This is a genomic window from Pseudomonas sp. Pme6b (assembly GCF_058129925.1).
On record NZ_CM176704.1, the window covers coordinates 1,235,807 to 1,249,632 of the forward strand.

8 protein-coding genes, 3 pseudogenes and 1 other annotated feature are annotated in these 13,826 nt (G+C 56.5%); of the genes and pseudogenes, 6 read left to right on the forward strand and 5 right to left on the reverse strand.

Features of this window, described 5'->3' with window-relative positions; genetic code table 11:
* Positions 1-266 precede the first annotated feature (266 nt).
* Positions 267-458 (forward strand): hypothetical protein, encoded by a 192-nt coding sequence (locus tag AC4ANE_RS05585; RefSeq protein WP_031597161.1) that lies wholly within the window; start codon positions 267-269, stop codon positions 456-458.
* A 74-nt stretch (positions 459-532) separates the two neighbouring features.
* Positions 533-2,737: pseudogene (locus AC4ANE_RS05590) on the forward strand (type I restriction endonuclease subunit R); the annotation flags it as partial.
* Between the two features lie 124 nt (positions 2,738-2,861).
* Here the strand turns inward: AC4ANE_RS05590 and AC4ANE_RS05595 are convergent.
* Entirely contained in the window at positions 2,862-3,842 is a 981-nt protein-coding gene (locus tag AC4ANE_RS05595; RefSeq protein ID WP_044424202.1) for an IS5 family transposase, read from the reverse strand.
* 45 nt (positions 3,843-3,887) lie between these two features.
* Here AC4ANE_RS05595 and AC4ANE_RS05600 point away from each other — a divergent pair.
* From AC4ANE_RS05600 to ettA, 3 genes and pseudogenes are all read left to right on the forward strand, one after another.
* Positions 3,888-4,403, forward strand: a pseudogene (locus tag AC4ANE_RS05600) (type I restriction endonuclease subunit R, EcoR124 family); the annotation flags it as partial.
* A gap of 50 nt (positions 4,404-4,453) precedes the next feature.
* Positions 4,454-5,676, forward strand: a protein-coding gene (locus AC4ANE_RS05605) for an IS3-like element IS51 family transposase (protein ID WP_095178853.1) whose coding sequence is annotated in 2 segments (ribosomal slippage) — positions 4,454-4,739 and positions 4,739-5,676 — 1,224 coding nt in all. Because the reading frame shifts where the segments join, the coding sequence is not laid out codon by codon here.
* Positions 4,732-4,848, forward strand: a sequence feature (AL1L pseudoknot). (Overlaps the previous gene by 117 nt.)
* Positions 5,677-5,736: 60 nt before the next feature.
* Positions 5,737-7,392: pseudogene (ettA, locus tag AC4ANE_RS05610) on the forward strand (energy-dependent translational throttle protein EttA); the annotation flags it as partial.
* 66 nt (positions 7,393-7,458) lie between these two features.
* Here the strand turns inward: ettA and AC4ANE_RS05615 are convergent.
* The 4 genes from AC4ANE_RS05615 to AC4ANE_RS05630 all read right to left on the reverse strand — a co-directional run bounded on the left by AC4ANE_RS05615 (position 7,459) and on the right by AC4ANE_RS05630 (position 10,930).
* Complete coding sequence (locus AC4ANE_RS05615; RefSeq protein WP_004655509.1) at positions 7,459-7,956, reverse strand: GreA/GreB family elongation factor; 498 nt, start codon at positions 7,954-7,956, stop codon at positions 7,459-7,461.
* Positions 7,957-8,026: 70 nt separating this feature from the next.
* Entirely contained in the window at positions 8,027-8,380 is a 354-nt protein-coding gene (locus tag AC4ANE_RS05620) for a hypothetical protein (RefSeq protein WP_002555223.1), read from the reverse strand.
* A 135-nt stretch (positions 8,381-8,515) separates the two neighbouring features.
* Positions 8,516-10,369, reverse strand: coding sequence for an Lnb N-terminal periplasmic domain-containing protein (locus AC4ANE_RS05625; RefSeq protein WP_002555222.1), 1,854 nt, complete (start codon positions 10,367-10,369; stop codon positions 8,516-8,518).
* Positions 10,370-10,441: 72 nt separating this feature from the next.
* A complete protein-coding gene (locus AC4ANE_RS05630; protein WP_002555221.1) occupies positions 10,442-10,930 on the reverse strand; it encodes a DUF3015 domain-containing protein in 489 nt (162 codons plus the stop codon).
* Between the two features lie 275 nt (positions 10,931-11,205).
* Between AC4ANE_RS05630 and AC4ANE_RS05635 the strand changes: the two genes are divergently transcribed.
* Positions 11,206-13,641: a Lon protease family protein gene (locus AC4ANE_RS05635; RefSeq protein ID WP_005733673.1), complete on the forward strand. Its 2,436-nt coding sequence runs from the start codon at positions 11,206-11,208 to the stop codon at positions 13,639-13,641.
* Positions 13,642-13,826 lie beyond the last annotated feature (185 nt).

Below are 13,826 nucleotides of genomic sequence, written 5' to 3' on the forward strand. Positions count from 1 at the left end.
GCCTTCCTCCATTATTCCCGCCTGAAGCCATTTGCAGATAAGTCCAAGCAGGCGCCGATCTGCAATTCGGTGTCACAGAAACATAAGCATCCATTCATGGTCGATCTCATCAAAAAACGACGTGATATCCGCATCCAATACGTGGCAACACCTCCCGGTGTCGAGAAACGAATTCGGTCTCCTGAACCTCGGAGGCGCAGGTTATCACTAGTCAGGCACTGTAAAACGCAGTACATTTGCGTTACATCATTCTCAGGGGCGCCACCATGTCACGCCTGAAAGACGAAACACTTTCTATACGAACCTCTGCCGAGATCAAGCAACTGCTACGAATGGCTGCTGAGCGTGAGAGACGCTCGGTTGCTTCCATGATCGAAATTCTTGTATTGGATTACGCGAAGGAACATGAGGTAAGGCTAGAGCGCCCCGTGGATGATAGACGCAAGGAAGTCGATTGAGATGGCAGTTGCTACCGAAGTAACAGCCCTATCAAAAATGCAAGACCCCATGACATTGATGATAGGAATAATGCATGAGCGCCACTGAGAACCAGATCGAGCAGGATTTAATCGTCAAGCTGGCCGATCTCAAGTACACACTACGTCCCGACATACGTGACCGCTCTGCGCTTGAAAAAAACTTCCGAGAAAAGTTCGAAACACTCAACCGGGTGCATTTGACCGACAGCGAGTTTCAGCGCCTGCTCGACAGCGTCATCACGCCCGACGTCTACGGCGCCGCCCAGACGCTGCGAAACATCAACAGCTTCGAACGCGACGATGGCACGCCGCTAAACTACACCCTCGTCAACATTCGCGATTGGTGTAAGAACGACTTCGAGGTAGTCAACCAGTTGCGGATGAACACCGATAACAGCCATCATCGTTATGACGTGATCCTGCTTATCAACGGTGTGCCCGTGGTGCAAATCGAGCTGAAAACCTTAGCCGTTAGCCCGCGGCGGGCTATGCAGCAGATCGTAAGTTACAAGAGCGACCTTGGCAACGGCTATGGTAAGACGCTGCTGTGCTTCATTCAGCTGTTCATTGTCAGCAATCGCACTGACACCTGGTACTTCGCCAACAACAATGCGCGTCACTTCAGCTTCAACGCTGACGAGCGCTTCTTGCCCGTTTACCAGTTCGCCAGCGATAACAACAAAAAAATCACGCAACTGGACCACTTTGCTGAGAAGTTCTTGGCCAAGTGTATCTTGGGCCAAATGGTCAGCCGTTACATGGTGTTGGTGGCCAGTGAGCAGAAGCTGTTGATGATGCGGCCTTACCAAATTTACGCCGTCAAGGCTATTGTGGACTGCATTAACCAGAACTGCGGCAATGGCTACATCTGGCACACCACCGGGAGTGGTAAGACGCTTACCTCGTTCAAAGCAGCCACTCTATTGAAGGACAACCCGGACATCGACAAATGCGTTTTCGTGGTGGATCGCAAAGACCTAGATCGTCAAACTCGCGAGGAGTTCAACCGTTTCCAGGAAGGCTGCGTCGAAGAGAACACCAACACTGAATCGTTGGTGCGTCGCCTAATATCTGACGATTACGCCGATAAGGTGATAGTCACCACCATTCAGAAGCTGGGGCTCGCTCTGGATGAAAATAGCAAGCGCAATAGGCAAAAAGAAAAACAGGGAAAAGAGACTTACAAGCAGCGCTTAGAACCGCTACGCGAACAACGTGTAGCGTTCATCTTCGACGAATGCCACCGCTCACAGTTTGGCGAGAACCACAAGTCGATCAAGGAATTCTTCCCTAAGGCCCAACTATTTGGCTTCACGGGAACGCCCATCTTTGATAAGAACGCCAGCTACCAGCAAATCGAGGGTCAACAGGCCAGCCTTCGTACAACAGACGACCTGTTCGAGCGCTGCCTGCATCAGTACACCATCACCCACGCCATCGACGACCGGAACGTCCTCAAGTTTCACATTGATTATTTCAAGCCTGAGGGCAAGAACCCGCCCAAGCCGGGCGAAGGTCTACCCAAGTCAAAAGTCATTGAAACCATCCTTGCCAAGCACGACGCGGCCACAAATGGGCGCAAGTTCAACGCTCTATTAGCCACGGCCAACATCAACGACGCCATCGAATACTTCGAAGCATTCAAGACCCTCCAAGCCCAGAAACAGGAAGAGGACGATTCCTTCGTGCCACTGAACATCGCCTGCGTATTCTCGCCGCCAGCGCAAGCGTTGTCCAAGGACGGCGACAGCCCAAGCCAGAAAAATGCCGCCGACGTCAAGCAACTGCAGGAAGATTTGGCGCAGGAAAAAGTCGACAACCAGCAAGACCCGGAAGGTAAAAAGGCGGCGCTCAAGGTTATCATTGATGACTACAACATGCTCTTCGGCACTAACCACCGCATCGGTGAGTTCGACCTGTATTATCAGGATGTGCAAAAGCGTATCAAAGATCAGCAATACACTAACGCCGATCTTCCCCACAACCAGAAGATCGATATCACTCTTGTTGTGGATATGCTGCTCACCGGGTTTGACTCCAAATACCTGAACAGCTTGTATGTGGACAAGAACCTCAAGTACCACGGACTGATCCAAGCCTTCTCACGCACTAATCGCGTATTAAATGACAGCAAGCCCTACGGCAACATCCTCGACTTCCGCCAGCAGCAAGATCCGGTGAACCAAGCCATCGCGATGTTCTCAGGTGAGAAGATCGACAACCCGCGCGAGATTTGGCTGGTAGATCCGGCGCCTAAGGATGCTCCGATCAACTTGCCGCGCAGCGGTGGCAAGCCGTAATTTGCCAGGCACATAGCGCTATTTTTCTGAAAACGGTCTGATGCAGTGTGAGTCGAGCGCGTTTTTCGCTCGGTTTTCCGTGTTAAGCGCGCAACTCACCCAAACCCATTAGTCGCTTTCGAGCCATCCACAGGTTCGACAGGGCGAACAGCGTGGTCAGTTGGGCCGTGTTTTTCATCAGCCCACGAAAGCGTACTTTCACGTAACCAAACTGGCGCTTGATGACCCGAAACGGATGCTCGACCTTGGCGCGTGTCTGCGCTTTGCAGTACTCGATCTTGCGCTTGGCTTTGTACAACAGGCTGCGTTTGTTCAGCTTGGAATACGTGCTGCGCCGCGCCGCGATTTGCCAGATCACGTTACGATTTTCGTGCTCTTCACGCTTCTCGACACCGGTGTAGCCAGCGTCCGCATAGACCGCGTTTTCTTCCCCGTGGAGCAGTTCGGCGACTTGAGTGACATCGGCCACATTGGCCGCAGTGCCATGGACGTGATGAACCAGTCCAGACTCAACGTCAGCGCCGATGTGGGCCTTCATACCGAAGAAATACTGGTTACCCTTCTTTGTCTGATGCATCTCGGGATCACGCTCGCCGTCTTTGTTCTTGGTCGAGCTTGGGGCATGAATAATGGTGGCATCGACGATGGTGCCCTGGCGCAGCGACAGGCCTTTTTCCTGCAAATAACCGTTGATGACCGCGAGGATTGCAGGAGCCAGTTGATGTTTCTCCAGCAGGTGCCGGAAGTTCATGATCGTGGTGTCTTCCGGTATCGGCGCACTCAACGTCAGGCGTGCAAACTGGCGCATGGGGGTGATTTCGTAGAGCGCTTCTTCCATGGCCGGATCACTCAGGGAGAACCAGTTCTGCAGCAGGTGAATGCGCAGCATGGTTTCCAGCGGATAAGGTTTTCTGCCACCGCCGGCCTTGGGGTAGAACGGTTCGATCAGGCCCAGCAGACCTGTCCAGGGGACGACCTGATCCATCTCGGCGAGGAAGCGTTCGCGGCGTGTCTGCTTGCGCTTGCTGGCATATTCGAAATCGGAAAAGCTCATCTGGCTCATGGGAGGCTCGGATCAGGTGGTCAGGCGATTTTCGCATAACCGGGACTTGTTCGGAGATTCCCTAAGGTCATCGAAAGCTTACAAGACGCCAACCAAAAGCTGGCCGACTTCATGCAATCGCAGGGCCTATCCCACGCACCGGAGGAAGTGGTCAACCTCAAAGGCGATGCTGCACGTAGCCAATTCGTCAACCTTTTTAAGGAATTGCAGCGCCTAAAGACCCAGCTTGATCAGTACACTGACCTAAGCGAAGAGCAAAAACAGGAGATCGCCCAGGTCTTACCGCCCGACAAAATGCAGGGGTTCAAAGGCGTATACCTGGAAACTGCCAAACGATTGAAGGAACAGCAGGACAAGTCAGGCGACCAGATCCCACCAGAGGTGCAGCAGCTCGATTTCGAGTTTGTGCTGTTTGCGTCCGCCGTTATCGACTACGACTACATCATGAGCTTGATTGCCCGCATGACGCAGCAAGTGCCCGGCAAACTCACAATGAATCGAGAGCAGCTTATCGGTCTCATCCAATCGGACTCTAAGTTCATCGATGAGCGTGAGGACATTTGAACCGCCCCGGGTTTCTCGGAGACTCCAACCTTTGAGAGGATGGAGCGATGAAAAAACTACCGAAGTATTCCCCAGAGGTCCGTGAGCGGGCCATCAGGATGGTTTTCGAACACCTTCCTGAGTACGAGTCGCAGTGGGCCACCATCAGTGCCATTGCCCCCAAGATCGGCTGCACGCCCGAGACATTACGGCTGTGGGTTCGCCAATCTGAGCGCAACAGCGGCCAGCGTGATGGGCTGAGCACAGTCGAACGTGAGCGAGTCAAGCTCTTGGAGCGTGAGAACCGTCAGTTGCGTCAAGCTAACGAGATCTTGCGTAAGGCCTCAGCCTATTTTGCCCAGGCGGAGCTCGACCGCCCATTCAAACGATGAAGACGTTTATTGATGAAAACCGCCAGTCTTACGGGGTCGAGCCGATTTGCAAGGTGTTGCCAATCGCCCCGTCGACGTACTACCGGTACGCTGCTCAGCAGGCTGACCCCAGCCAGCAGTCAGCGCGTGCGCAGCGTGACCAGGAACTGGGTGAGCACATCCAGCGAGTCTGGGATGAGCACTTCCAGGTATATGGCGTGCGCAAGGTCTGGCGACAATTGCTGCGTGACGGACTGCAAGTCGCCCGCTGTACGGTGCAACGTCTGATGGGAGAGCTGGGCCTGCAAGGCGTGGTACGCGGCAAGCCCGTCAAGACGACGGTCAGCGACCAAGCCAGGCCGTGCCCGCAGGATCATGTCAACCGTCAGTTTGTGGCTGAGTGCCCGAACGCCCTATGGGTATCGGACTTTACCTACGTCAGTACCTGGCAGGGTTTTGTTTACGTGGCCTTCATCATTGATGTCTTTGCCCGATTCATCGTCGGTTGGAAGGTGTCCAGTTCAGCGCGTACCGATTTTGTACTCGATGCACTGGAGCAAGCCCTTTACGCCCGTCGCCCAGTCAAGCAGGGTGGACTCATTCACCACAGTGACCGTGGCGTGCAGTACGTGTCCATTCGCTATACCGAGCGTCTTGTCGAAGCCGGTATTGAGCCATCGGTCGGGAGTGTCGGTGACTCTTACGACAATGCTTTGGCTGAGACCATCAATGGTCTTTACAAGGCTGAAGTGATTCATCGACGCTCTTGGCCCACACGGGGGGCGGTGGAGCTGGAAACCCTGAAATGGGTGGACTGGTTCAATCACCGCCGCCTGCTGGAGCCAATCGGTCATATTCCACCGGTCGAAGCAGAAGCAATCTATTATCAGCAACTCACCGAGTCTGCCCAGGTGGCATGACTCAAACAAAAGGGTCTCCGAGAAACCCGGGGCGGTTCAAAAGCAGGCAAAACAGGCTCTTACGTCTACACCATGCATCGGCTGAGCAAAGTTGTGCCGCCGAAGCGTGAAATCCTGAAAAACATCTCTCTGTCTTTCTTCCCCGGCGCCAAGATCGGCGTGTTGGGTCTCAACGGTTCGGGCAAGTCCACGCTGTTGAAAATCATGGCTGGCGTCGACACCGAGTTTGACGGCGAAGCACGTCCGATGCCCGAGCTTAATGTGGGTTATCTGCCGCAAGAGCCACAACTTGACCCGAACAAGACGGTCCGTGAAGTGGTTGAAGAGGCGGTCAGCGTCATCAAGGACGCCCAGGCGCGTCTTGATCAGGTTTACGCCGAATATGCCGAGCCGGACGCTGATTTCGACAAGCTGGCAGCCGAGCAGGCCAAGCTTGAAGCGATCCTGCAGGCCAGCGACGGTCATAACCTGGAACGCCAGCTGGAAGTAGCCGCCGACGCACTGCGTCTGCCCGCCTGGGATGCGAAGGTTTCGGTCCTGTCGGGTGGTGAAAAACGCCGTGTTGCGCTGTGCCGCCTGTTGCTCTCGGCACCAGACATGCTGCTGCTCGACGAACCGACCAACCACCTGGATGCCGACTCTGTCGCCTGGCTGGAGCATTTCCTGCACGACTTCCCGGGCACCGTGGTTGCGATCACGCACGACCGTTACTTCCTGGATAACGTAGCCGGCTGGATTCTGGAACTCGACCGCGGTGCGGGTATTCCTTACGAGGGTAATTATTCCGGCTGGCTTGAAGCCAAGTCCGACCGTCTGGCTCAGGAGTCCAAGCAACAGACCGCCCACGAAAAGGCCATGAAAGACGAGCTGGAATGGGTCCGCAAGGGCGCCAAGGCGCGTCAGTCCAAATCCAAGGCGCGTCTGCAACGCTTCGAAGAAATGCAGTCGCAGGAATTCCAGAAGCGCAGCGAGACCAACGAGATCTATATCCCGGCCGGTCCGCGTCTGGGCGACAAGGTCATCGAGTTCAAGAACGTTACCAAGGGCTACGGCGACCGTGTGTTGATCGACAACCTGTCGTTCTCCATGCCTAAAGGCGCCATCGTTGGCGTGATCGGTGGTAACGGTGCCGGTAAATCGACCCTGTTCCGTATGCTGATGGGCAAGGAACAGCCGGATTCGGGCAGCATCGAAGTCGGTGAAACCGTACAGCTGGCCTGCGTGGACCAGAGCCGTGATGACCTGGACGGCAGCAAATCGGTGTTTCAGGCGGTGTCCGATGGTTCCGATGTGATCCGTATCGGCAACTATGAGATCCCGTCGCGCACCTACGTTGGCCGCTTCAACTTCAAGGGTGGCGATCAGCAGAAGTTCGTCAAGGACCTGTCCGGTGGTGAGCGTGGCCGTCTGCATCTGGCGCTGACCCTGAAAGAGGGCGGCAACGTGCTGCTGCTCGACGAACCGTCAAACGACCTTGACGTTGAAACCCTTCGTTCGCTGGAGGAAGCGCTGCTGGACTTCCCGGGTGCCGCCATTGTGATCTCCCACGATCGGTGGTTCCTTGACCGTGTGGCGACGCATATCCTGGCGTACGAAGACGATTCGCAAGCGATCTTCTTCGAGGGTAACTACACCGAGTATGAAGCGGATCGCAAGAAACGTCTGGGCGAAGCCGCTGCCCAGCCGCATCGTGTGCGTCACAAGAAGCTGGCCTGATCAGCGTTTAGGCACGCGCCGTTCCTGATCGGGAACGGCGCTGCCGTTATTGTTCATCAGCACGCTTTAAGCATCCGGCTCGATCAGCAGTATTTCAATCGACTGATTTCCCGCCGGCCGCTCCCACACCACTTCATCGCCTTTCTGCGCACCGATCAATGCACGTCCCAGTGGCGAGCCCCAGTTGATCAGCCCTTTGGCGGCATCCGCCTGATCCTCCCCGACCAGATGCACGCGCTGGCGGTTGTCTTCTTCATCCGCGAACGTGACCCAACTGCCAATTTGTACCTTTTCGGTCGACACGGCCGTCGTTACAACCTGCGCACTTTGCAGGCGCTGGGTGTAGTAACGCAGGTCGCGTTCAAGGTCAGCCTGGCGCTGTTTATCGGCGGCGTCTCCCAATGCAGTTTGCGCACTGTGCTGCGCCTGCAGGCTGCTGACGTGCTTCTTGAGCAACTTCAGGCCCTCGGCGGTGACGTAATTGGTCTGTGCGCTGACCAGCCGCTCTACCGGTTGCTCGGCATCGGCGGCAGCGTTGTCTTCGTTTACAAATGCGCGGCTCATGAGGTGTCCTCCCTAATGAGCTTTGGGCCACAAGAGGGCATCATTGGTTTCGTCGATCTTCCCGCGTGCGTCAGTTTGGGCGATAGGCCTTGGCTGCACTGCGGGTCTTTTCCCGCTCCCAGGCACGATCACGATCGTTGAAGACCTGGCCGGGGTCGAGTCGGTCGCGGTTATCCTGCGAGGCCTGACACTGGCGAAAACCGTCAGTCCAGCCTTGGGCGTAGAGCTTGTCCTTCAGATAGCGGGGTACGTTTTTTCTGAATTGACCGGTGCTGGCACCTGCTGCGTCCCTGCCACTGCTGCAACCATCCTGATAACCGTCTGCAAAACCCGGCGGATAACCCTCGGCCAACATCTGGTCACGGGTGGACTGACAACCTGCCAGCACGATGGCCAGCGACAACAACACCCAATACCGCTTCATGGTGGTTCCCTCTACTTATGAGAGGAGTCTAGAAGGTAATTTGTGAGTTATTTGTAAAAGCGATGTAGGGAATAAGTGATGGCAGCGTGCCTTTATTTTGAGCCAGCGCCGCCCGCAGTTTTTGCACTCATCCTGTCAGTAGTGATACCATTTCACCTCAAGCATCACTTCGTTCTGCGGCGAGCTCATCTGGCTGAACTCGCGTTGGGCACTCAGGCGCAGGCCGAGGTTGCGCGACAGCTCCCACTGCTGATTGAGGCTGACGCTGCGGCGTACTTCGCCGTTGGTGAAGTAGTCGCCCTTGGCTTCCAGGCTCAGGTTGCCCAGCGGGTTGCGCCACAGTAAGCCAGTGTTGAAACCAGCAGCGGGAGAGATGAATTCGGCGAAGTCGTTGTTGTGCTCGACGCGCACGGTGCCCAGCGCAAAGCCCAGCACTTCGTCGCCCAATTGCCAGGTACCGCCACCACCACCGTTGACGTGGCTGACAAGGTTTTCATCGCCATGTTTGCCAAGTACCCGTTCCAGCCCGCCGGTGACTTGCCATGACCAGGGTTTCAGCAGCTCGGTACGCGGGGTCAGGGAGCGAATGGTGGCCAGGTCCAACTGCTGAACTTGCCAGTCGTTACCTTCGTATTGGCGCACCTTGAGCTGAAGAATCTCGATCTGCGCACCCAGCGGAAAGCCGTAAGCGTTGTCGTTCAGGTCGTGATAGGCCATGCGCAGGCCATATTCGGCGAACGCTTTGTCACCGCGTGTGCCCGCACCCAGTTGCCAGGTACGTGATTCGTGGCCTTCTTCCGGCAGGCCGGGGCGCGGGATGTCCAGCTGTGGCGGCGGGTTCTGATTGATCGCCTGCAGCAACTCGAAACTGCGTTGCGAGCGCTGCGTGTCGCGTTCAAGCCCGTTGGCGCGGTAGCGCTCCAGACGGTAGGCCGCGTCCTGAATCAACGCGCGTCGTTCTTTCGGCTGGGCGAGGTACTCGCTGTTTTGCAGTTGTTTCTGATCGGCGCTGACTTTCAGCACCCACTGTTGTTCGTCGGCATCAAGGGGCTCGGCGCGGCTCAGCAATTCCCGCTCGCGAGAAGGGCGATAGTCGATCTTTTCAACCAGCCCTGCGGCTTTGATCGCCTTGACCGTATCGGTCGGGATCGCAGTCAGGCCGAATTGCTCGGTGAGATTCAGCCCGGGTCGTGCGACCTGCAGCAATTCCAGCAGACGGTACGAGCAGTTTTCGTCGAAGAAGAAATAGCTGAAGCGAATCTGTTTCAATTCCCAGACATGTTCAACCATGCGCCCGGTTTCTTCCGGGGTAAGGTTCAGACGGTATTCCCACAGGTCACGGTTTTCCAGGCTGCGGTATTCCGAGAGCTTTTCCTGATAGGGCACCAGCGCAAACAATCCAGGGTAGCCGCCAGCCAAGCCTTTCCAGGCATACAGAATGCTGTTGTCCATGCCTTCAATGTAGGCACCGAAGTTGATCGCATAGCTGAGTAACGTGGTGTTGTTGGTTTTCGCGCTGGCCGGATCGATGCGCAGTAACGTGTGGCCGAACATCGACGAGGGGCTATTGAGGTACGCGGCCGGAAAAATCAGTACGGTGCTGTCCGGTGCCACATCCTTGTACCAAGCCTTGAACTCTTTGCAGTCCGGCGTCGGCAGGTCAGTCAGTTGCAACTGGTCGCGCAGCCAGCGGGTGCGTGCTGGGTATATACACTGGGCGTGGGTCTGTTCGTTGGTTACGGGGGCGTATATGGCGTCAAGTGTCGCGCTCAATTCCGCCTTCGGGTCGTGTGCACCGTCCGCAGCGAGAAAGAATTTCGGGTCTGTCACATAGCTGCGCCAACCGCCGAGCTTGCCTGCCTCGTAGTGACCCAGTGAAATCCAGAACGGCTCATTGGCCAATTGCTGCAAACGGTCAGCGGTAGCATGAGGTGCCGCAGACAAGGGGGCACAGACAAACAGCGCCAGCGAGACAAGACGTTTGAGCATAGAGGGCAACTAGTCAAGAGAAGTCAGGAAAGGTGATCCCGCCTTTTGCGATGAAAAGGCGGGCGAACGACTTTAAGCCTGGGTAGCGTACTTGGCCAGAGTCGGATCGTTTTTCAGAACGTTGACGGTGTTGGTGTGAACGTCTTCAGCGGTGGCGTCGGCCTTGCTGAAGATTTGCGAGAAGTGCTCGTGAGTGACCGCAGCGAAGTGCTCACGATCTTCTGGTGCAACGCCCAATACCACAGCGTAGGTAGTCAGTGCTTCGCCCTGACCCATCGCCATGTCCTTGGAAAGTTCATCCATCATGCCGTTCATGGCAAGCCAGGATTTACCGCCGTAAGTCAGTGCGCCGTTGGTCGAGCAGCCGTTGGTACCGGAGGTCATGCCGAAGGTGGCGTTACCCGAGGTGCCGTTGGTGGTTGAGGCCAGGAAGTGAGCTGGAGTGCCGCGTTGACCTTCAAACAGCATGTTGCCCCAGCCGCAGTCCGGACCGCCTGGCGCTTGAGCCATAGCGTTGATGGATACAGCGGCGAAGAGCGTTCCAAGAAGAATCCGTTTCATAGCTTTTTCTCTTTTTAGTTCAGCCAAGGGTCGAGTTTCTTGAGTAGTCACATCAAGACAGACGGCCAACCAGCAACCACCTGTGCAGTTTGGAGCTTAGGCGGGTTCCAAGGGTTCCGTGAGCTATTACAGATTATTGCCGAAAATAGAAATTTTCCGGGCCGCGGGCAATTGCTTTGAGCCTGTAGCCGCCTTTCGGTTTTTCCTGCCTTGCAAGTCTTGTACGGCGAGCGCCAGAATGCCGACATCTGCCCCGCCTGATGTAAGGATTACTGATGCCCGATTCTGTCGCAGCCAACCTACGCCTGGCGCCACATGCGCTGACCCGTCCGTTTTCCGCTGAGCAGTTCAGCTTTGCGACCACTAACGAGCTTGAACCCTTTCGCGGTGTACTAGGCCAGGAGCGTGCCGTAGAGGCCTTGCAGTTCGGCGTTGCCATGCCGCGCCCCGGTTACAACGTATTTGTCATGGGTGAACCCGGCACTGGCCGCTTTTCGTTCGTCAAACGCTACCTCAAGGCTGAAGGCAAGCGGATGAAGACGCCTTCGGACTGGGTTTACGTCAATAATTTCGATGAGCCCCGCGAGCCCAAGGCGCTGGAACTGCCACCGGGCACTGCGCATGAATTCACGGCCGACATCGGTGGCCTGATCGATAACCTGTTGGTGACCTTTCCGGCGGTTTTCGAGCACCCGTCCTATCAGCAGAAGAAAAGCTCGATCGACCGTGCGTTCAATCAGCGCTACGACCGCGCACTGGATGTGATCGAGCGCCTGTCGCTGGAAAAGGACATCGCGCTGTATCGCGACAGCTCCAACATCGCCTTCACGCCGATGGCCGATGGCAAGGCGCTGGACGAGGCCGAGTTTTCGCAGTTGCCCGAGGCTGATCGGGAGCGTTTTCACGAAGATATCTCCGCCCTTGAGGAACGCCTCAACGAAGAGCTGGCCAGCCTGCCGCAGTGGAAGCGTGAGTCGAACAACCAGCTTCGTCAGTTGAACGAAGAAACCATCACGCTGACCTTGCAGCCACTGTTGGCACCGCTCTCGGAAAAATACGCCGAGAACGCTGCGGTCTGTGCGTACCTTCAAGCGATGCAGGTGTACCTGCTCAAGACCTTGGTCGAGCAACTGGTCGACGATGCCAAGACCGACGCTCAGGCACGCAAGTTACTGGAAGAGCAGTACAGCCCGAGCCTGGTGGTCGGCAATACCCGCGACGGCGGCGCGCCGGTGGTTTTCGAGCAGCATCCTACGTATGACAACCTGTTCGGGCGTATTGAATACAGCACTGATCAGGGCGCGCTGTACACCACGTATCGCCAGTTGCGGCCCGGTGCGCTGCATCGCGCCAATGGCGGCTTTCTGATTCTGGAAGCCGAAAAAATGCTCGGCGAGCCGTTCGTCTGGGACGCGCTGAAGCGCACCTTGCAGTCGCGCAAGCTGAAGATGGAATCACCGCTGGGCGAGCTGGGGCGCGTGGCAACCGTGAGCCTGACGCCGCAGGTTATTCCGTGGAACGTCAAGATCATCATCATTGGTTCGCGCTCGCTGTATTACACCCTGCAAGACCTCGATCCTGACTTTCAGGAAATGTTTCGGGTACTGGTCGATTTCGACGAAGAAATTCCGATGGTCGATGAAACGCTCGAGCAATTCGCTCAGTTGCTGAAAACCCGAACGTCAGAAGAGGGCATGGCACCTTTGACCGCCGATGCGGTGGCGCGACTGGCAACCTACAGCGCTCGACTGGCTGAACACCAGGGGCGTTTGTCGGCGCGTATCGGCGATCTGTTCCAGTTGGTCAGCGAGGCAGACTTCATCCGCCAGCTGGCCAGTGACGACAAGACCGACGCCGGGCATATCGAGCGAGCGTTGAAGGCCAAGGCCACGCGCACTGGGCGGGTTTCCGCGCGGATTCTCGATGACATGATGGCGGGTGTGATCCTCATCGACACTGACGGTGCCGCGGTCGGCAAATGCAACGGCTTGACGGTTCTGGAAGTCGGTGATTCGGCGTTTGGCGTGCCTGCGCGTATTTCCGCCACGGTCTATCCGGGTGGCAGCGGGATTGTCGACATCGAGCGCGAGGTCAATCTTGGCCAGCCGATCCACTCCAAGGGCGTGATGATTCTCACCGGTTACCTGGGTAGCCGTTACGCTCAGGAATTCCCGCTGGCGATATCAGCCAGTATTGCGCTTGAGCAATCCTACGGTTACGTGGACGGCGACAGTGCGTCGCTGGGCGAGGCCTGTACGCTGATTTCAGCGTTGTCGCGCACACCGCTCAAGCAGTGCTTCGCAATCACCGGTTCCATCAACCAGTTCGGCGAAGTGCAGGCGGTGGGCGGGGTCAACGAGAAAATCGAAGGCTTCTTCCGTCTTTGTGAGGCTCGTGGGCTGACGGGCGAGCAGGGCGCTATCATTCCGCACGCCAACGTCACCACGCTGATGCTGGATGAGCGTGTGGTACAGGCCGTGCGTGACGGGCAATTCCATATCTATGCGGTACGTCAGGCCGATGAGGCCTTGAGCCTGCTGGTCGGCGAGCCTGCCGGTGCGCCTGACGAGAATGGCGAGTTTCCGGAAGGCAGCGTGAATGCACGTGTGGTCGAGCGCTTGCGCGACATCGCGGAAATGCTCAGCGACGAAGACCTCAAGGAAGAGCTGGAGAAGGAGCCAGCCCAGTTACAACCTGAACTGAAGGTCTGACAACGGCGCTAGCCGGGCGGTGCTGACGCCGCCCGGTATTGCGTTCACCAGCGATCCGTTCATCAGGGATATTTCCCGCGGGACGGTTTTCTTCTAATCTTGATCATGACCGCAGTGGCCAATCGGATTGGCGCACATCCTGCTTTGCCAGACGGATGAATACTGTTGCTGATCAGGAGCGCATC